Origin of the sequence: Curtobacterium sp. MCBD17_003 (genome assembly GCF_003234885.2) — a bacterium.
Taxonomy (GTDB): Bacteria; Actinomycetota; Actinomycetes; order Actinomycetales; family Microbacteriaceae; genus Curtobacterium.
Map to the genome: position 1 here is coordinate 367,104 of NZ_CP126275.1, position 18,906 is coordinate 386,009.

18 protein-coding genes are annotated in these 18,906 nt (G+C 72.9%); 10 read left to right on the forward strand and 8 right to left on the reverse strand.

Going from position 1 to position 18,906, the window contains the following annotated elements:
- Positions 1-13: 13 nt before the first annotated feature.
- Together DEI88_RS01860 and DEI88_RS01865 are read left to right on the forward strand one after the other, a co-directional pair.
- Positions 14-883: an SMP-30/gluconolactonase/LRE family protein gene (locus DEI88_RS01860; RefSeq protein ID WP_111072203.1), complete on the forward strand. Its 870-nt coding sequence runs from the start codon at positions 14-16 to the stop codon at positions 881-883.
- Positions 884-1,007: 124 nt separating this feature from the next.
- Positions 1,008-2,102, forward strand: a complete 1,095-nt coding sequence (locus DEI88_RS01865; protein WP_146246074.1) for an alpha/beta fold hydrolase — start codon at positions 1,008-1,010, stop codon at positions 2,100-2,102.
- 28 nt (positions 2,103-2,130) lie between these two features.
- Here the strand turns inward: DEI88_RS01865 and DEI88_RS01870 are convergent, their stop codons facing one another.
- From DEI88_RS01870 to DEI88_RS01885, 4 genes are all read right to left on the reverse strand, one after another.
- Complete coding sequence (locus DEI88_RS01870) at positions 2,131-3,324, reverse strand: NAD(P)/FAD-dependent oxidoreductase (RefSeq protein WP_111072205.1); 1,194 nt, start codon at positions 3,322-3,324, stop codon at positions 2,131-2,133.
- A 14-nt stretch (positions 3,325-3,338) separates the two neighbouring features.
- Entirely contained in the window at positions 3,339-4,139 is an 801-nt protein-coding gene (locus DEI88_RS01875; RefSeq protein WP_111009788.1) for an SDR family NAD(P)-dependent oxidoreductase, read from the reverse strand.
- A 159-nt stretch (positions 4,140-4,298) separates the two neighbouring features.
- Entirely contained in the window at positions 4,299-4,823 is a 525-nt protein-coding gene (locus tag DEI88_RS01880) for a Dps family protein (protein WP_111009787.1), read from the reverse strand.
- A gap of 110 nt (positions 4,824-4,933) precedes the next feature.
- Complete coding sequence (locus tag DEI88_RS01885; protein WP_111009786.1) at positions 4,934-5,443, reverse strand: MarR family winged helix-turn-helix transcriptional regulator; 510 nt, start codon at positions 5,441-5,443, stop codon at positions 4,934-4,936.
- Between the two features lie 217 nt (positions 5,444-5,660).
- Here DEI88_RS01885 and DEI88_RS01890 point away from each other — a divergent pair, with 217 nt between their 5' ends.
- From DEI88_RS01890 to DEI88_RS01910, 5 genes are all read left to right on the forward strand, one after another.
- The gene (locus DEI88_RS01890; RefSeq protein WP_258375105.1) at positions 5,661-7,313 is read left to right on the forward strand and encodes a glycoside hydrolase family 13 protein; all 1,653 of its coding nucleotides are present in this window, start codon (positions 5,661-5,663) and stop codon (positions 7,311-7,313) included.
- Between the two features lie 145 nt (positions 7,314-7,458).
- A complete protein-coding gene (locus DEI88_RS01895) occupies positions 7,459-9,402 on the forward strand; it encodes an L-type lectin family protein (protein ID WP_181441242.1) in 1,944 nt (647 codons plus the stop codon).
- Between the two features lie 151 nt (positions 9,403-9,553).
- Positions 9,554-10,195 (forward strand): DUF308 domain-containing protein, encoded by a 642-nt coding sequence (locus DEI88_RS01900; RefSeq protein ID WP_258375106.1) that lies wholly within the window; start codon positions 9,554-9,556, stop codon positions 10,193-10,195.
- Positions 10,192-10,446, forward strand: a complete 255-nt coding sequence (locus tag DEI88_RS01905) for an ABC transporter permease (protein WP_111009783.1) — start codon at positions 10,192-10,194, stop codon at positions 10,444-10,446. Before DEI88_RS01900 ends, DEI88_RS01905 begins: the two co-directional genes overlap by 4 nt.
- Positions 10,447-10,528: 82 nt before the next feature.
- Complete coding sequence (locus tag DEI88_RS01910) at positions 10,529-11,926, forward strand: MFS transporter (protein WP_146246075.1); 1,398 nt, start codon at positions 10,529-10,531, stop codon at positions 11,924-11,926.
- On the opposite strand, the gene DEI88_RS01915 is transcribed toward DEI88_RS01910, so the two are convergent.
- The gene (locus DEI88_RS01915) at positions 11,896-12,870 is read right to left on the reverse strand and encodes a LysR family transcriptional regulator (RefSeq protein ID WP_181441243.1); all 975 of its coding nucleotides are present in this window, start codon (positions 12,868-12,870) and stop codon (positions 11,896-11,898) included. The two genes, DEI88_RS01910 and DEI88_RS01915, sit on opposite strands and share 31 nt — an antisense overlap.
- A gap of 82 nt (positions 12,871-12,952) precedes the next feature.
- On the opposite strand from DEI88_RS01915, the gene DEI88_RS01920 reads away from it, so the two are divergent.
- Positions 12,953-14,230, forward strand: a complete 1,278-nt coding sequence (locus DEI88_RS01920) for an MFS transporter (protein WP_111072208.1) — start codon at positions 12,953-12,955, stop codon at positions 14,228-14,230.
- Between the two features lie 15 nt (positions 14,231-14,245).
- On the opposite strand, the gene DEI88_RS01925 is transcribed toward DEI88_RS01920, so the two are convergent.
- A complete protein-coding gene (locus DEI88_RS01925; protein ID WP_111026986.1) occupies positions 14,246-15,160 on the reverse strand; it encodes a cation diffusion facilitator family transporter in 915 nt (304 codons plus the stop codon).
- Positions 15,161-15,217: 57 nt separating this feature from the next.
- Between DEI88_RS01925 and DEI88_RS01930 the strand changes: the two genes are divergently transcribed.
- A complete protein-coding gene (locus tag DEI88_RS01930) occupies positions 15,218-15,892 on the forward strand; it encodes a DUF4166 domain-containing protein (protein WP_111036873.1) in 675 nt (224 codons plus the stop codon).
- Positions 15,893-15,969: 77 nt separating this feature from the next.
- Complete coding sequence (locus DEI88_RS01935; protein ID WP_111036960.1) at positions 15,970-16,980, forward strand: epimerase; 1,011 nt, start codon at positions 15,970-15,972, stop codon at positions 16,978-16,980.
- On the opposite strand, the gene purB is transcribed toward DEI88_RS01935, so the two are convergent.
- The gene (purB, locus tag DEI88_RS01940; RefSeq protein WP_111026984.1) at positions 16,935-18,320 is read right to left on the reverse strand and encodes an adenylosuccinate lyase; all 1,386 of its coding nucleotides are present in this window, start codon (positions 18,318-18,320) and stop codon (positions 16,935-16,937) included. The genes DEI88_RS01935 and purB overlap by 46 nt on opposite strands.
- Positions 18,317-18,841, reverse strand: coding sequence for a low molecular weight protein-tyrosine-phosphatase (locus tag DEI88_RS01945; RefSeq protein WP_111009897.1), 525 nt, complete (start codon positions 18,839-18,841; stop codon positions 18,317-18,319). The genes purB and DEI88_RS01945 overlap by 4 nt, the downstream gene beginning before the upstream one ends.
- Positions 18,842-18,906 lie beyond the last annotated feature (65 nt).

Sequence of the window (18,906 nt, forward strand, 5' to 3'; positions counted from 1 at the left end):
TAGACCGGGGTGCATGTCCACCGCCACGACCGGTCCCGTCCGCGCGTTCACCGATGCGAAGGCAGCGCTCGTCGAGAGCATCGTCTGGGACCCGGACGGCCAGCGCCTGCACTGGACCGACATCCCGCTCGGCACCCTGCACACCGCGACCGCGGACGGCGTCGTGGTGTCCTCGGTCCCGCTGCCGCCGCCGCTCGCGTCGTTCCAGCCCCGTGCCTCCGGAGGGTTCGTCGCGGCGCTCGGGGACCGCGTGGTCCTGACCGACGCCGACGGTGCCGTCGACCGTGAGCTCGCGACCGTCGAGCACGCCAAACCGGACATGCGGTTCAACGAGGGCAAATGCGATCCCTTCGGCCGGTTCCTCGTGGGGAGCATGGACCTCCAGGGCGACGGCGACGCGGCCCTCTACGCGATCGACCCGGACGGCACCGTACGCGTGCTCCGAGGCGGGTTCGGCACGACGAACGGGATGGAGTGGTCGCCGGACGGCAGCGTCATGTACGTCACGGACACCGCGGTCTCCACGATCTTCCGCGGCTCCTACGGGCCGGACGGCGAACTCGGCGACCTGGAGCCCTTCGTCAGTGGTGCCGCGCACGACGGCCTGGTGCGCGACGACGAGGGCTGCTTCTGGGGCGCGATCTACGGCGAGGGGCGCGTGGAGCGCTACTCGCCCGACGGCGAACGCCTGGAGGTCGTCGACCTGCCCGCCCCGAACGTCACCTCGGTCGCGTTCGGGGGCGTGGACATGAGCACGCTGTTCATCGGCACCGCGCGCGAGAACCTCACGGAGGAGCAGCTCGAGCAGGCGCCGCTCTCCGGCGCCGTCCTCGCGGTGCCGACGCGGGTGCACGGGATCCCGGCCCACCGCTTCGCGGGCTGACCGCGCAGGCTGACGGGAGGGACGGGACGGCCGCATCCCGCGCCTCCCGGCCCGTCGCGCCACCCGTTCGGGGGTGCGGCCGTTATCGTCGGTCATCCGCCCGAGCGAGCACCCGGAGGTCCACGTGTCCGACGCCCTGCCGAACGCCACCGTCACCGTCAGTCGCGTCCCGGTCGACGGCACCACCGTCCGCGTGAGCACGATCGGCGCCCCCGGGGACCGTGCGTTCGTGCTCGTCGCGGGCCTCAGCGTCGCGGCGACCCACCGCGAGCGGCTCGCCTCGAACCTCAACGCGTTCGGCCCGGTGCACGCCCTCGACCTGCCCGGGTTCGCCGGGGTCCGACGGTTCCGCGGGACCGTCTCGATCGAGCGGTACGCCGACGCGGTCGAGGCCGTCATCGACGCGCTCGGGCTCGTCGACCCGGTCCTCGTCGGGCACTCGATGGGGGCGCAGGTCGTCACGGAGGTGGCGGCCCGCCGGCCCGACCTCAGCGACGTCGTCCTGATCAGCCCGGTCGTCGACAGCGCTGCGCGCACGGTGAGCGAGTCGATGGTGCGGTTCGCCCGCTCGGTCGTCCACGAGCCGGCCGCGATCCGCTGGCACGCCCTCACCGCGTACGCGTTGTGCGGCTGGCACTGGTTCCGAGCGGTCCTGCCCCGCATGCTCGCGTACCCGATCGAGCGTCGGGCGGAGGCCGTGCAGGCCCGGGTGCTCGTCGTCCGCGGTGAGCACGACGCCCTCGTCCCGCGCGACTGGGTGCGGCGGCTCGGGCGGGTGTTCCCGTACGCGGTCCTCCGTGAGGTCACGGGCGGCGCCCACGCCGTCGTGCACGGGCAAGCGGACGTCGTCGCGGCGCTCGCCGTGGCGCACGTGCGCGGGGACCTGCCGGACCGCGGCGTGGCGTCGCTCACCGCGGTGGCAGACACGACCACGAGGTCGGACCTCGACCGACTGCGCCCTGCGGAGGCGTGGCACGTCCTCGTCGCGCGCCTCCGTGAACTCGTCGGCATGGTCCGCGGGGACGACCTGGTCGCGGCCGGGAAGACCGAGCACGCTCGCGCCACCGTCCACGACGACGAACCGGTCGGCGACGCCGAGCAGGTGATCGCGGACGGCGAGCTCGCCGCGGGGTCGGAGGACGGCGCCGAGCGCCGCGCCGACGGCGACGAGCGGTCGACGCCGGTCCGTGGGCCCGAGCGCGTCGAGGACGCGGCCTGAGCGACGGACGGAGGCTGGGCCTCCCGGCTCAGCCCCCGGTGGGGATCCGGCCCGGCAGCATGTCGGGGGTGAGCGCTTCCGCCTCGGCGAGCACCTGGCGCGCCGCGTCGCGCTGCCCCTGCACGTTCCACAGGAGCACGCCGCGGGTCACGTCCCCGTCGAGGTAGTACACGACGCCCTGTTCCAGCGGGGCCGCCCATTCCTCGACCGTGCGGAGCGTCGCCTGGACGCGGCCGACGGCCTCGTACCCGATGTCGAACACGTTCGAGTAGTAGTAGGGGGTGTGGGTGTACGGCTCGTCGGCACCCGCGAGGTTCCGGCCCGCCTGCCGGCCCTGTTCCTGCGCGTTGTCGACGTGCTCGACGCGGCGGCGGCCGAGGACCAGGTCCGGGTACTCGGCCACGTCGCCCGCGGCGAAGACGTCCGGGTCCTCCGTCACGAGCGTCGCCGAGACGACGACGCCGTCATCGACCGGGAGGCCCGCATCCCGTGCCAGGTCGACGTTCGGCGTGATCCCGAGCCCGGAGACGACCGCGTCGGCGCGGAGCTCGCGGCCGTCGTCGAGCGTGACGATCACGCCGTCGTCGGTCCCGCGCCCGTCGGTGACCTTGCGGCCGCCGACGAGATCGACACCGGCGTCGCGGTACCGGCGCTCGAACGCCGCCGCCAGGTCCGCCGGGAACATGGAGCCGCCGAGCACGTCGTCGGGGTGCACGAGCGTCACGGTCGCGCCGTTCTGCACGAGCGCCGCGGCGAGTTCCGTGCCGATGTACGAGCCGCCGACGACGATGACGTGGGCGTGCTGGTCCGCGAACCCCCGCAGTCGTCGGTAGTCCTCGGCGCTCCGGTAGTCGATCACGCGGTCGTCGTGCTCGATCGGCAGCGGCGTGGGTGTTCCGCCGGTCGCGATGAGCAGCCGCTCGTACCCGAACCGCTGTCCGTCATCGGTCGTCACCGACTTCGCCGTACGGTCGATCGCGACCACCGTCGTGCGCAGGTGGATCTCGGCGCCGGTCGCGTCGGCCGTGTGCAGGTCGACCTTGTCCCAGCTGAAGTCCGGATCGGTCCAGAGTTTCTTCGACAGCGCGGGGCGGGCGTAGGGGGTGTCCACGTCGGTGCTGAGGATGCCGATCGAGCCCTGCTCGTCGATCTCGCGGATGCCCTTGGCGGCGGCGTCGGCGACCATGCCCCCGCCGATCACGAGGTAGCGGTGGTCGGTCATCGTGTGTCTCCCGGTCAGATGGTGGCGACCGAGCCGGCGTCGACCCGGTAGTTGGACCCGTTCACGAACGAGGCGCGGTCGCTGCAGAGGAACGCGATGACGCTCGCGACCTCGTCGGGCTCGCCGCGGCGGTGCAGCTCGAGGTAGGGGCGCTCCTCGTCGAGGAACGACTCGATGGCCTCGTCGAAGCCCTGGCCCGTCTGCTCGGCCCGCTTCGTCATCATGGCGTCCGTCATCGGGGTGTGGATGAAGGCGGGGGAGACCGTGTTGACGAGCAGCCCCTCCTTCGCGTAGCTCCGGGACAGTCCCTTGGCGAACGAGAGCACGCCGGCCTTCGCCGCGCAGTACGGCAGCTCGTCGTCGTAGGGCTGGAGGGCGTCCTCGCTCGTCACGTAGACGATCCGGCCCCAGCCACCGTCGCGCAGGTCACCGATGAACTCACGCGTGATCCGCACCGGGCCCATGAGATCGATGTCGATGGTCGACAGCCAACCCTGCTCGTCGATCTCGTGGAACATGCCCTGGGCGCCCGTGACCCCCGAGGACTGCACGAGGATGTCGATCACGCCGACGGACTCGCGGACCTGGTCGTGGAGGCGGGTGAGGCTCGCGCTGTCGGTGACGTCCGCGGCGAACGCGAAGAGCCGGCCCGGGTGGGCCTCGAGCTTCGCGGCCGAGTCGTCGAGGGCGGCCTGGTCGAGGTCGGTGATCACGACGGTGGCGCCCTCGCTGAGCAGGAGCTTGGCCGTCTGCCAGCCGATGCCGGAGTCCGCGCCGAAGACGAGCGCGATGCGGCCCGAGATGCCGAGGTCCATGGGGTGGTGCTCCTGTCTGTCGTTCTGCGTGCGCGCACGACGACGGCCGCGTCGGCGGATGCCGCCGCGGCCGGTCGCCGGTGCGCCGTGGCCCGGATGGGCGGGTGGCCCGGATGGGCGGGTGACCCGGATGCGCGGGTGACCCGGAGAGGGGTCGGCTCAGCTCAGGCTGGTCGACTGCGCGCTCTCGACGCTCTCGGCGTTCGGAGCGGTCGTCGCCGCCGACAGCGTCTGCTTCGGCGTGCGGTTCTCGGCGCTGACCATCCACGCGAGCTGCTCGAGTCGGTCGATGATCGCGTGCAGGATGTCCGCGGTCGACGGGTCTTCCTCGTCGACCTCGTCGTGCACGTCGCGCATGGTCCCCACGGCCTGGTAGAGGCGCAGGGTGATCATGTCGACGACGTCGTGGGTCGAGACCTCGCCCTCCGGGAACTCGTCGAGGCTCGAGGTGGCGCCGACGGTCTTCGAGCGACCGTCGGGCGTGGCGTAGAGGGCGCGCATGCGCTCCGCCACGGTGTCGGAGAACTCACGTGCCTCCGTGACGATCTCGTCGAGCTGGAGGTGGAGGTCCCGGAAGTTGTGTCCGAGCACGTTCCAGTGGGCCTGCTTGCCCTGGACGTGCAGGTCGATGAGGTCCACGAGGACCTTCTGGAGATTGCCGGCGAGCTTGTCCGATGCGTGCATGATGGCTCCGTTCCGAGGTTCGGTGACGGTTCCCGGTCTACCCGGGGCGGCATGGGCGACGCTCAGCCGACGTCCGGACACGCGTCCCCCGTGACCGGACGGCTGGGCGGTCAGTCCTCGTGCGGGTCGACCATGTCGACCGCCGCACGGACGTCCTCGAGGAAGGTCATGACGACCCGGGCCTCGTCCGCCGTGAGGGACTCCGCGATGTGCATCATCCGCCGGTGCATGCGACCGAGCGTCGCGCGGACCTCGGTGTCCGTGTTGGTCGTCGGGACGATGACGAGTGCACGACGGTCGGTCGGGTGCGGCTCACGCCGGACGTGGCCGCTCCTGACGAGGCGGTCGACCAGGATCGTCGTCGACGCCGACGAGATCTTGAGGTAGGCGGCGAGGTCCTTCGGGCTGATGGTGCGGTCCGCCCGCTGCGCCTGCAGCAGGAACCGGACGGCCAGGAGGTCCGTCTCGCCCATGCCCATCGCGTCACGGGTCCGGCGACGCATCGCCGTCTCGGCCCCGCGGTAGCGGCGCAGGGCGTTCAGCACGTCGACGCCCCGCTGGGTCGCATCGTCGTCGGGGTACCAGTACCCGGACGGCTCGGTGACCTCCTGCGTGCTCATGCACACCACCCTAACCTGCCTACTTGCTAGACCGGCTAGCGAACGCCGGGACGTACAGGAACCACTCGGGCGGTGGTGCGCGCAGTGGCCGGGCGCGGCGGGCAACGGCCAGCTCGCGCTCGGGATGCGGCCCTCTCTCGGGTCCGCGATCCCTCCGAGCCACCGCCGCGTAGCGTGACGGACGCACCGAACCCGCCGCGAGAGGAACGACGCTTCCGTGTCCACCCAGCCACCGGTCCCCGGGACCGACCAGCCGATCCCGTCCCTCCACGACCCGGACTGGTGGCGCCAAGCCGTCGTCTACCAGGTGTACCCACGGAGCTTCGCCGACGTCGACGGCGACGGCGTCGGTGACATCGCCGGGGTGACCGACCGGGTGCCGTACCTGCGGGAGCTCGGCGTCGACGCGATCTGGCTCAGCCCCTTCTACCCGTCCGCCCTCGCGGACGGCGGCTACGACGTGGCCGACTACCGCGACGTCGACCCGAAGCTCGGGACGCTCGCCGACTTCGACGCCCTGGTCGCGGCCGCGCACGCCGCCGGGATCCGGATCATCGTCGACGTCGTCCCGAACCACACCTCCGACCTGCACGTGTGGTTCCAGGAGGCACTCGAGTCCCCGCGGGGCTCCGCCGCCCGGGCCCGCTACGTGTTCCGCGACGGCTCCGGTCCCGACGGCGCGGAGCCGCCGTCCGACTGGGTCTCGAACTTCGGCGGCTCCGCGTGGACCCGGATCGCCGACGGCCAGTGGTACCTGCACCTGTTCGCGCGGGAGCAGCCCGACCTCGACTGGTCGAACCCGGAGGTCCGCGCCGACTTCGAGCAGACGCTCCGCTTCTGGTCGGACCGCGGCGTCGACGGCTTCCGCGTCGACGTCGCGCACGGCATGGCCAAGGACCTGTCGGAGCCGTTCCGGCCGAGCGACCAGGACCACCTGCCCCTCGACGGCAGCGACCCGCTCTACGACCGCGACGAGGTGCACGAGATCCTCGGGTCCTGGCGACGGGTGCTCGACGAGTACGACCCGCCGCGGAGCGCGATCGCCGAGGCGTGGGTACCCGCCCGCCGTCGCGTGCTCTACGCCCGACCGACGGAACTCGGGCAGGCGTTCAACTTCGACCTGCTCGAGGCCCCGTTCGACCCCGAGGCCTTCCGCGCGATCATCGACGAGAACCTCGCGCAGGCGAGCCAGTCCGGGGCCTCGAGCACCTGGGTGCTGTCGAACCACGACGTCGTGCGGCACGCCACGCGGTACGGGCTCCCGGACGGGGCGGACTCGGGCGCCTGGCTCATGAGCGACGGCAGGGAGCCGGTGCTCGACCGCGACCGCGGGCTCCGTCGTGCCCGTGCCGCGTCCCTCCTCGTGCTCGCGCTGCCCGGGTCCGCGTACGTGTACCAGGGCGAGGAGCTCGGCCTCCACGAGGTCGCGGACATCCCGCGCGACCGCCTGCAGGACCCGAAGTGGGCGCGCTCGGAGCACACGGACAAGGGCCGTGACGGCTGCCGCGTGCCGATCCCGTGGAGCCGGTCCGGCTCCTCGTTCGGGTTCGGGCCGGACGGGGCACACCTGCCGCAGCCCGCCGACTTCGGGACGTGGAGCGTCGAGGCCGAGGACGGCGTCGACGGCAGCACGTTGGAGCTGTACCGCGCGGCGCTCGCGTTCCGTCGGACGCACCGCGGCGGCGAGGACCTGACGTGGCTCGAGACACCGGACCGGGTGGTCGGGTTCGCGCGCGCCGACGGATGGCGCTCGGTCACGAACTTCGGCACCGACCCCGTGCCGCTGCCCGAGGGCGCCGTCGTCGTGGCGTCGTGCCCGATCGAGGACGGGCTGTTGCCGGGCGAGAGCACGGTGTGGCTCACCGCGTGAGCTGACGGCGGACCGTCCACTGCGTGCGGTGGGCGGCCCGTCGGCCCGTCGGTCCGCCGTCCACAGCCGGGAGGCCCGGGCGCGGCCTCCACAACCGGTCCGCTCCGGCCTCGGGGGAGCGACTCCGGTCCCCAGCATGGGCGGCATGACATCAGCACCACGAGCACATCCACCGACACCAGCACGACCCGGGACGCCGGGCGCCGTACCCCGCGCCGCGGCGCTGCGGCGACTGCGGCGCATCGCCTGCGGAGCCCTGGCGCTCTCCGCGCTGAGCGCCGGGGCCATGGTCCCCGTGACGACCGCCCACGCAGCCGAGCTCGCGTTCCCGTTCCACACCGACTTCGACTCGGCCGACGGCGGGACGCTGTCCGGCGACGCCGAGGTCGGGGACGGCTGGCTGCGACTCACGGACGCCGTGCGGAGCGAGGCCGGCTCCTGGGCCACCGACGACGTGTTCGCGTCGGACCTCGGGCTCGAGATCGAGTTCCGGTACGCGATGCACGGCGGCACCGGGGCGGACGGCCTGCTCATGTCGCTGTCGGACGGTGCCGTCGCGCCGGGGGTCGGGCGACCCGGCGCGGCGCTCGGGTACAGCTGCTACGACGACTCGGGCCACTACGGCACCTGCGACGTCGCCGGCATGCCCGGGGCGTTCGTCGGCATCGGGTTCGACCTGCGCGGCAACTTCTCACGCCCGTTCAACGGGTCCGGCCCCGGTCCCCAGCCCGACCACGTCGTGCTCCGCGGCTCGGGGAACGGCACGGACGGCTACCGGTTCCTCCGCGGCGCGGTCGGCCCCGACGGTGGAGTGGGGACGCAATCCCGGTCCGACGAACGGACGGTGCACGTCACGTTGCTGCCGGCCGCCGACGGGGTCCTCGCACTCACGGTGCGGTCCGACTCCGGACCGGGTACCCGGATGCGGACCGTGATCGACCAGGTGGCGCTCGAGGGTGACGGACAGGCGCCGCTCCCGGACACGCTGCGCCTCGGGTTCACCGCCTCGACCGGGAACTCGACCAACGCCCACGAGGTCGACGACCTGACCGTGTCCATCCCGACCGACGTCGGCATCACGCAGGAGATGCCGGAGCGCGTCGTCGCGGGCACGCACGTCCGGTACACGGCGACCGCGACGAACCGGGGGCGGAACGGCTCCGCGCGCAACGACGTGGTGATCGCGACGCCGACCGAACTGCACGACGTCCGCTGGACGTGCGCCGCCACGGCCGGTGCCGCGTGCGGTGCGGGGTCCGGCGCCGGTCCGGAGATCGCCACGACGGCCGACATCGACCCGGGGGCCACGGTCACCTGGACGATCGAGGGCGACCTCGCTGCGGACGCCACGGGGCAGATCGCGAGCGCGGCACGGATCACCACGCCACCGTCGCGCGCCGACACGAACACGGCGGACAACGCGTCGACGGTCCGGGCCGCGATCGGGACCGACGCCGCGCTGCGCACCGAGAAGGCCGCCGACCTCCTGCCCGGGGACGTCGAGCTGCTGCCCGGGGGCGTGTTCCGGTACACGATCACCGCGGTCAACGGCGGACCGTCCGACGCGCGCCGGGTCGGTGCGGTCGACGACCTGCCGGAGCCCGTGCGCTTCGTGGGGTCCGAGGACGGCTGTCGCGCCGACGGTCAGCACGTGACGTGCTCCTCGGCGGTCACGGTCGCACCGGGCGAACGGCACCGGTTCCGTTTCGACGCCCAACTCGACGCCGGGTACCGCGGCGACGGCGCCGACGTCCTCAACGTCGCGATCGCCACCTCGCCCGACGACCCGGACGACGGCGACCCGTCGGACCCCGTGCCGCTGCCCGGACCGATCGGCACGATCGAACCGCCCGTCGTGACACCGACCACCCCGCCCCACGGCGGTGAGCACCCGACCGCGACGCCACGGCCCTCGGCCTCCGCGACACCGGTCGCCGCCGGAGCGCACCCGGCCCGGCTCGCCTTCACCGGAACCGTGGGCACGGCTGCTGCGGTCCTGGTCGCGGCGATCGCCGTCGTCACCGGCCTGGGCGTCCGCTCGGTCCGTCGCCGACGTGAGCTCGAGCGACAGGAGGACCCCGCGGCCTGACCGGTCGTGTCGCGCGCCGTCGGCCCGCGGGGTCGGCGGCGCGCGTTCGCGGTTCGAGCATCCTCAGCCGCGACGCCGCCGGCCGGACGGGCCCGCATCGGCCCGGCGGTACCATTGACCGTACGATCAGCCTGCCCAAGAGAGGGATTCCGTGTCCGACACCGTGGACGACGCCGCGCAGCGCGCCCGGTACTGGACGGTCCCGTTGTCCCGGGCACTGCCCGCCGCGGTCGTGGCGATGGTGATCACGTTCTCGTCGAACCACGCCACCTCGCTCGGGCTGGTGCTGTTCGGCGCCTTCGCGATCGTCGAGGGCGCCCTGCTCGGCGTCGGCAGCCTGCGCCGACTCGACGACCCCCGGTCCCGTCGCCTCGCCGTCGTGCAGGCTGCGGTGACCATCGCCGCCGGCGCCGTCGCGCTGTTCCTCCCGTCTGCGGGACTCCCGGCGTTCCTCGCGGTCGTCACCGCGTTCGCGATCGTCACCGGGGGCATCGAACTCCTGCAGGGCGTCCTCGCGCGGCGTACGTCGCCCTTCGCCCGCGACTGGATGACCGTCGGGGGCCTCACGGTCCTGCTGGCGATCGCGTTCCTCCTGACGCCTCCGGACTACTCCAAGGACCTCGGCGGCATCGAGCACGTCAGCGGCACCCTCGACTCGTCGATCATCCTCGTCGGCCTGCTCGGCGCGTACCTCGCCCTGACGGCGGTCTTCCACGTGATCGCCGCCCTCTCGCACAAGTGGGGGACCTCGGCACCCACGCCGTCGGCCCCGAACGGAGCACCACACGCATGACCACCCCAAGCCGCCGCGACCGGCTCCGCCCGGTCGAACTCCTCGCGATCTCGGCGATCGTCGCGGTGTTCGTCGGACTCGTCGTCCTGATGTCCACGCGTCAGCCCGAACTCGCGGCGGTGTTCCTCTGCATCGCGTTCATCGTCGTCATCGTCGTGCTGGCGATGTTGCAGCTGGCGGCCACGAGTGAGCAGGACGACAACGACATGCTCGGCGGACACCGGAAGGACGAGGGCGACGACCACCACTGACCACGACCGACGCGAGTCCGTCCACGCGCGCAGCCCCCAGCAGGGCGACCCGGACCTCCCGTCGCGGTACCGCCACCGGTACGTGATCCTGACGGTCTGCTGCCTCAGCCTCTTCATCGTCTCGTTGGACGCCACCGTCGTGAACGTGGCGCTGCCGTCGATCGGCCGTGAGCTCCACAGCACGATCTCCGGGCTCCAGTGGACGATCGACGCCTACACGCTGGTCCTCGCGAGTCTGCTCATGCTGTCGGGGTCCACCGCGGACCGCATCGGCCGACGCAGGACGTTCCAGGTCGGGCTCGTCCTGTTCACCGTCGGCTCGCTCCTCTGTTCGTTGGCTCCGAGCGTCGGCTGGCTGGTCGTGTTCCGGATGGTCCAGGCCGTCGGCGGCTCGATGATGAACCCGGTCGCGATGTCCATCATCACGGCGACCTTCGACGACGCCAAGGAGCGTGCTCGCGCGGTCGGTGTCTGGGGGGCGGTGGTCGGCGTCTCGATGGGGGTCGGTCCGCTCGTCGGTGGAGCCCTGACGGACACGATCGGTTGGCGGGCGATCTTCTGGATCAACGTGCCGATCGGCATCGCGGCCGTCGTGCTGACGTTCGCGTTCGTCCCGGAGTCCCGTGCGGCTCGCCCCCGGCGCTTCGACGCCCCGGGTCAGGCACTCGTGGTCGTGTTGCTCGCGGCGCTCGTCGGCGGACTCATCGAGGGTCCACGGCTCGGGTGGGGCTCGGTCGCGGCGATCGCCCTGTTCGCCGCCGCAGCGCTCGCGCTCGTCCTCATCGTCGTGGTGGAACGGCGGCGCCGGGAGCCGCTCGTCGACGTCCGGTTCTTCCGGAGCATCCCGTTCTCGACGGCCGTGCTCACGGCGGTCGGTGCCTTCGGCGCGAACGGTGCGTTCCTGTTCCTCAACGCGCTGTACCTCCAGGAGGTCCGGCACATGTCACCGTTCGAGGCCGGGCTCTGGACGCTCCCCGCCGCGGTGGCGACCATGGTCGTGTCGCCGTTCTCCGGTCGCCTCGTCGCCTCGGTCGGCACCCGGATCCCACTCGTGCTCGCCGGCGTCGGCATCGGAGCGGGCGCGGCGGTCCTCACGACGATCGGCGCGGACACGCCGATGTGGATGCTCGTCGTCGCCTTCGCGCTGTTCGGGTTCGGCTTCGGGATGGTGAACGCGCCGATCACGAACACGGCGGTGTCCGGCATGCCCCGTGCCCAGGCGGGATCGGCTGCGGGGGTCGCGTCGACGAGTCGCCAGACCGGGGTCTCCCTCGGCGTGGCGCTCGCCGGGACGGTCACGGGAGCGAGCGGAGCGGCGGCGGTCCACGCGAGTTTCGCGGTCGCGACGCACGCCATGTGGTGGATCGTCGTCGGCATCGCCGTGGGCGTCGTCGTGATCGGCTTCGTGTCGACGACGGCGCGCGCCCGGCGTTCGGTGGAGGCGATCGGTCACCTGCTCGAGGAGCCGTCCGCGGCCTGATCCGAGCCGGCGCTCCGCTCGGCGCTGCCGACGCGGCCGCTGCCGCCGTCGGTACCGCCGCCGGTGCCGCCGTCGGTACCGCTCACGACCGCTCGGGCGAGGGCGCGTGTGGCGCGGTTCAGAGCGGCGCCGGCAGCGGTGGCGAGTCCGACTCGCAGCGGCTCGACCGGGTCCGCGAGTTCGAGCACGACAGCGTCCCCGGCGGTGCCGGGGTCGGGGACGACCGCGACGCCGAGCCCGGTCGCCGCGAATCGGACGACCGACGGCAGGTCGTTCATCTCGGCCACGATGCGGCGCCGGATGCCCCGGTCGCGGAGCGCCGCGTCGAGGATGATGCGGTTCCCGAACCCGCGCGCGGTGTCGACGAACGGCTCGTCCGCGAGTTCGGCGAGGGACACGACAGCGTGGTCCGCGAGTCGATGCCGCGGTGCGACGTACACCCGGAACGGCAGGGCGCGGAGCGGAGTCACCGCGATCCCCGGCGGGTCCTGCGGCAGTGCGGTGAAGGCCAGGTCGAGCCGGCCGGCCCGGAGGTCCTCCGCCAGGCCGGTGGTCCCCGCCGCGGAGGCGCTGAGGTGCACGTCGACGAGCGGGTGCCGCGCGTGGAAGGTCGTGATGATCCGCGGCAGGTCGACGATGTCCATGTTCGCGAAGATCCCGACGCGCACGCGGCCGCGGAGCTGCGCGTCGGCGGTGACGGCGCCGTCCCGGAGGCGCTCGACCGCGCCGAGCGCCGCCCGGGCGTCCGGCAGGAGCGCCTCGCCGAGGGGGCTCAGGGTCAGACGGCGACCGACCCGGTCGAACAAGGCCCCGCCGAGCTCGCGCTCGAGGCTCTGCAGACCGGCGGACACGGTCGATTGCGCAGCGAAGAGCCGGGCGGCGGCGCGGGTGACGTTGCCCTCGTCGGCGACGGCGACGAACTGTTCGAGCAGGCGGGTCTCCATGCGTCCATCATCGTCCACGTCGATGGACGTCAGCGGTCCTGTCCGTTGGACACGATTCGGCGCAGTCCTGCACGCTCGGACCATGACCACCACCGCTCCCCGGACCGCACCCGTGCCGCTGCCCGATCCCGTCGCTGGTGCCGGACGCCCGGAGCGGCCCGCCCGACCGACCCCGAGCCGTCAGCGCCACGCGGCCGGGTTCTGGATCGTCGCGGGGAGCTTCCTCAGCGTCATGGCGTTCGCCGCCGTCCCCGCACCGCTGTACGCGCTGTACCAGGCACGCGACGGCTTCCCGACCTTCACCGTGACACTCGTGTTCGCGGCGTACGCCGTGGGGGTCATGATCGCGCTCTGGCTCGCCGGGCACCTCAGCGACGTCCACGGACGCCGACGGCTCATCCTCGTGTCGGTCGCGCTCGAGCTCGTCGCCGCCGTGCTGTTCCTCGTCTGGAACGACGTCCCGGGCCTCCTCGTCGCGCGGTTCATCAGCGGACTCGGTGTCGGCACCCTGACGGCCTCGGCCACGGCCCACCTCGGTGAACTCCGGGTCCGAGCGCGCCGGGACGGGGGCGCGGGCGGGAACGCGAGCGTCGTCGCCGGAGCGGTCAACCTCGGCGGCATCGGAGGCGGTGCCCTCGTCGGCGGTGTGCTGGCGGAGTTCGTCCGGCACCCCCTCGTCGTGCCGTACGCCGTGTTCGTCGTGGTCCTCGCGGTCGCCTTCGTCGCCATGCTCGTCGTCCCGGAGACCATCGACACGGGGCGGGTACGCCCGGCCTACCGACCCCAGCCGATCACCGCGCCGTCCGGGGCGGCGGGACCCTTCTGGGCGGCGGGTGCCGGGGCGTTCAGCACCTTCGCCGTGCTCGGCCTGTTCACGTCGATCGCGCCGACGTTCCTCGCGACCACCTTCCACGTCACGGACCGGCTCGCCGCCGGTGCGACGAGCTTCGGGGTCTTCGCGGGCGCTGCGGTCGCGCAGATCGCCCTCGCCCGCCTCGCGATGCGTGCGCAGGTCCGCTGGGGCATGCTGCTCGTCACCGTCGGACTCGCCGGGGTCGCGGTCGGCGCGCTCGTCCTCGTCGTCGCGGTGTTCGTCGTGGGCAGCGTGCTCGCCGGTGCCGGCGTCGGACTGCTCTTCCGGGCCTCCATCGCCGGTGCGGGCAGTCTGGTCGGGCCGGAGCGGCGCGGCGGTGTCCTGGCGGCGACGTTCCTCATCGGCTACGCGGGGATGGTCGTCCCGGTGGTCCTCGCCGGCGCGGTGCTGCTCGTGGTCGCGCCGCTGCCCGTGCTCCTCGGGTTCGTGGTCGTCGTCATCGCACTCGCGCTCTGGGCCGGCAGCCGTCTCGCAGCCCGGGCCTGAGCCGCGCCGCCGGGGTCAGGCGTGGACGTCGTGCTCGTGCCGCTGGTGTGACGCGGGCTCGAGCTGGAAGGTCGAGTGCTCGACCGGCACGGCGAAGTGCTCGGCGACGCACTGCTGCAGCTCGTCGAGGATCGTCGGGGCGTGCGCGGAGGTGAAGCAGTGGTCGTCGATCACGACGTGCGCGGTGAGGGTCGGCACCCCGGTGGCGACGAGTGACGCGTGCAGGTCGTGCACGGCGCGCACGTGGTCGAGCCGGAGGATGTGACGACGTACGGCGTCGAGGTCGAGCCCGGGCGGGGTGGCCTCGAGCAGGACGTCGGTGGTCTCGCGGAGCAGCCGGAGTGCGCGCGGCAGGATGAGCGCACCGATGAGGATCGCGGCGACGGAGTCCGCGCGCTCCCAGCCGGTCAGTGCGACGACGATCGCCGCGGCGACGACCGCGAGGGACCCCAGCGAGTCGTTCAGCACCTCGAGCCGCGCCGCCCGCGCGGTGAACGTCCCGCCTCCGGACCGCGCGAGCACCGCCAGCGCGACCGCGTTGCCGACCACGCCGAGGACACCGAACACCAGGAGCGGCACCGCGGGGACGGGGACCGGCGTGACCAGGCGCTGCACGGCCGTCACGAGGACGACGATCCCGACCCCGAGCAGGACCGCGGCCTGCGCGACGGCGCCGAGGACCTCGGCGCGTTGGAAGCCCCAGGTCCGTCTGGCCGTCGGTGAGCGCTGCGCGAGCCGCACCGCGACGAGCCCGATCGCGAGACCGCCCGTGTCGACGACCATGTGCCCGGCGTCGACGAGGAGCGCCAGGGACCCGGTCACGACGGCGCCGACGACCTCGGCGACGAGGATCGCGGCGGACACGCAGAACGCCACGGTCAACGCCCGAGCGCTGGCCGACCGCGCGCCGTGCTCGTGGTGGTGGCCCATGCCGCCATCGTAGGCATCCGCACCGACCGGGCACCGGGGACGTGACAGGATCCGACCGTGACCCCGAGCGCACGATCGCCCTACGAGGCGAGCACCCGTCCCGGCACCCTCGACGCGCTGCACCCCCGCTTGCGCGGCTACTTCGGCGCGATCCCCGCGGGGCACGTCGGACGGGGCACCGGCGTCTTCGACGTCGTCGGGACGCCACGACGCTGGATGTGGCCGCTGCTCGCCTGGTTCGCCCGCGACGCGGTCATGGCGCCCGTGTGGGAACGCGACGTGCCGTTCACGGTCGAGAACCGGCCGGCCGTCGACCGGGAGGGACGCATCGCCGTCCTCGCTCGCCGGACGTTCCACTTCCGGTCCGGGCCCTGGGTGATGCAGGACGCGATCACGGCGGACGCCGATGGGCTCGCCGACCACCTGGGGCGCCGCGGCCGGCTCGTGGCCGCGCTCGACGTCGCGGTCGCCGACGGCGCGCTCCGCCTGGTCTCGACCCGTGTGTCGTTCCGGGTGCTGGGACGGATGCTGCGCCTCCCGGCCGCCGTGGCACCGCGGGTGGTCCTGACCGAGCGGTACGACCCGGGCATCGACCGCCAACGCGTGTCGCTGACGCTGTCGGCGCCGCTCGTCGGCACGCTGTACCGGTACGAGGGGTCGTTCGTCCACGGTGTCGTGCCCGACGACGCGGACGCCCCCGGGGGAACCGGCGGACCGGGGAGGCGTCCATGAGCGACAGCGGGAGCGACAGCAGGAGCGAGCACGGTGCTGCCGGCGGCGGCGGCAGCGGCAGCGGTGGTGGCGACGCGGTGCGGCCACTCGTCGTGGTGGCCGGTGCGTCCGGCTTCATCGGCCGGTACCTCGTCGACGCGTTCCGCGCCGAGGGCGCCGACGTCACGACCGTGGGACGGACCGGCGATGCGGTGTGGGGCGACACCCGCCGGATCACCGAGCTCGTCGACGGCGCCGACCTGGTCGTCAACCTCGCGGGCAAGAGCGTGGACTGCCGGTACGGCGCCCGCAACCGTGCCGAGATCCTCCGCTCGCGGGTCGAGACCACGCGCGAACTCCGGGACGCCATCCGCGCGGCGCGACGGCCGCCGCGGGTCTGGTGCAACGCGTCGACCGCGACCATCTACCGGCATGCGGAGGACCGCCCGCAGACCGAGGCCGACGGCGAGATCGGCACCGGGTTCTCCGTGTCGGTCGCACGGGCGTGGGAGGCGGCGTTCTTCGACGGGGACCTGCCGGGCACCCGTCGGGTCGCGCTCCGCATCGCGATCGTGCTCGGCGACGGCAGCGCCCTCGTGCCGCTCATCCGGTTGGCGCGGCTCGGACTCGGCGGTCCGCACCTGGACGGACCGTGGTTCGCGACGCGTCGCCGTCGCGCCGCCGGGACGTTCCACGAGGACCGGCACACGCACGGGAGGCAGCGCTTCAGCTGGGTGCACATCGCCGACGTGCTCGGGGCCATCCGGTTCGTGCGCGACCATCCGGAGATCGACGGGGTCGTCAACGTCTGCGCCCCCCACCCCACGGACGACCGCACCATGATGCGGACCCTCCGCGAGATCGTCGGGCGGCGTTTCGGGCTCCCGCTCCCGCGCTGGATGCTCGAACTCGGGTCGATCGCGATCCGGACCGAGACGGAGCTCGTGCTGAAGAGCCGGTGGGTCGTCCCCGCGCGCCTGGAGGGAGCGGGCTACCGCTTCGTGCACCCGGAACTCCGCGGAGCGCTCGCGAGCGCCGTGGCGGAGCACCGGCAGCGCGGTCGTCAGGAGTCGAGGAACCCGACGAGCTCGTCGGCGAGGCCGGTGTAGGTCGCCGGGGTCAACGCGGCGAGCCGCGCCTTCGCTCCGTCGGAGATGTCGAGTCCGTTCACGAACGCGACGAGGTCCTCGCGGCCGACGCGGCGGCCCCGGGTGAGCTCCTTGAGCAGCGCGTACGGGTCCTCGATCTCGGAGCGGCCCGCGGTCACCTCGGCGCGGATGACGGTCTGGATCGCCTCGGCGAGGACCTCCCAGTTGCCGTCGAGGTCGGCGGCGAGGCGGCCCTCGGCCACGGCGATCTCACCGAGCCCGCGGCGCAGGTTGTCGAGGGCGAGCAGGGAGTGCGCGAAGGCGACCCCGATGTTCCGCTGCGTCGTCGAGTCGGTGAGGTCGCGCTGCATGCGGCTCGTCACCAGTGTCTCGGACAGCGTCGAGAACACCGCCGTCGAGAGCTCGAGGTTCGCCTCGGCGTTCTCGAAGCGGATCGGGTTGATCTTGTGCGGCATCGTCGACGACCCGGTGGCACCGGCGACCGGGATCTGCGTGAAGTACCCCATCGAGATGTAGGTCCAGACGTCCGTCGCCAGGTTGTGCAGGATGCGGTTCGCGTGCCGGACCCGGTCGTACAGCTCGGCCTGCCAGTCGTGCGACTCGATCTGCGTGGTGAGCGGGTTCCACACGAGCCCGAGCGACTCGACGAACGCCCGGGAGAGTGCCGGCCAGTCGGCCTCGGGATCGGCGGCCAGGTGCGCCGAGAACGTGCCGGTCGCGCCGGAGAACTTGCCGAGGTACTCGGTGTCCTCGACCTGCGCGAGCACCCGCTCGAGGCGGTGGACGACGACGGCGAGCTCCTTGCCGAGCGTCGTCGGCGTGGCCGGCTGTCCGTGCGTGTGGGCGAGCATGGGGACCGCGCGGAGCTCGACCGCCCGGGTGCGGAGCGCGTCGGTGACGGCTCGGGCGGCGGGCAGCCAGACGTCCTGCACCGTGTCGCGGATGGTGAGCGCGTAGGCCAGGTTGTTGACGTCCTCGCTCGTGCAGGCGAAGTGCGTCAGCTCGGCGATGGCGTCGAGCCCGAGTTCGGACAGCCGGGCGCGCACGAAGTACTCGACGGCCTTGACGTCGTGTCGGGTGGTGGCCTCGAGCCCGGCGAGCTCGTCGATCGCCGCCTGCCCGAAGTCGTCCGCGACGGCGCGGAGCGCTGCTCGGTCGTCGATCGACAGCGGCGACGTCGCGAACATCGCGTGGTCCGTCAGGAACACGAGCCACTCGACCTCGATCCGGACGCGGGCCCGGTTGAGACCCGCCTCGGAGAGGTGTTCCCCCACCGTGTGCACGACCGGGAAGTACCGCCCGTCGAGCGGGCTGATCGGCTGCGGGGGAAGGGGTGTCATGGGGCTCCCTGACGGACTGCCGGTTCGATCTGGTGGAAGAGGGCCCGCGACGCGCGTTCGATGGTCGCGAGGACCCGGTCGAACTCGTGCCGATCCGCGTAGTACGGGTCGGGCACGTCGGCGTGCTGCGGCCAGGCCTCGTCGTACCGCAGCATGAGCGTCACCTTCGCGGCGTCGTCCATCGTGGGGGCCCACGATCGCAGGATGCGCTCGTGGGAGCGGTCGAGTGCGACCACCAGGTCGAACTCCGGGAACCGGTCCGGGTCGAACTGACGGGCGCGATGCCTGGACCCATCGTATCCGCGTGCCGCGAGGGCGGCGATCGTCCGCTCGTCGGCCGGTTCGCCCACGTGCCAGTCGCCCGTGCCGGCGGACGAGACGGCGAAGCGGTCGGCGACCCCGGCCTCCTCGACGATGCGGCGGAAGACGACCTCGGCCATCGGGGACCGGCAGATGTTGCCGCTGCAGACGAAGGAGATGCGGAACGGCGACGAGGTCGGGACGTCGGCGGCCGAGGGCATCTGCACATCATGGCGCACCGTCGGCCACGACGCGAGGGCACCCCCGTCCACCGGACGGTCCGTCG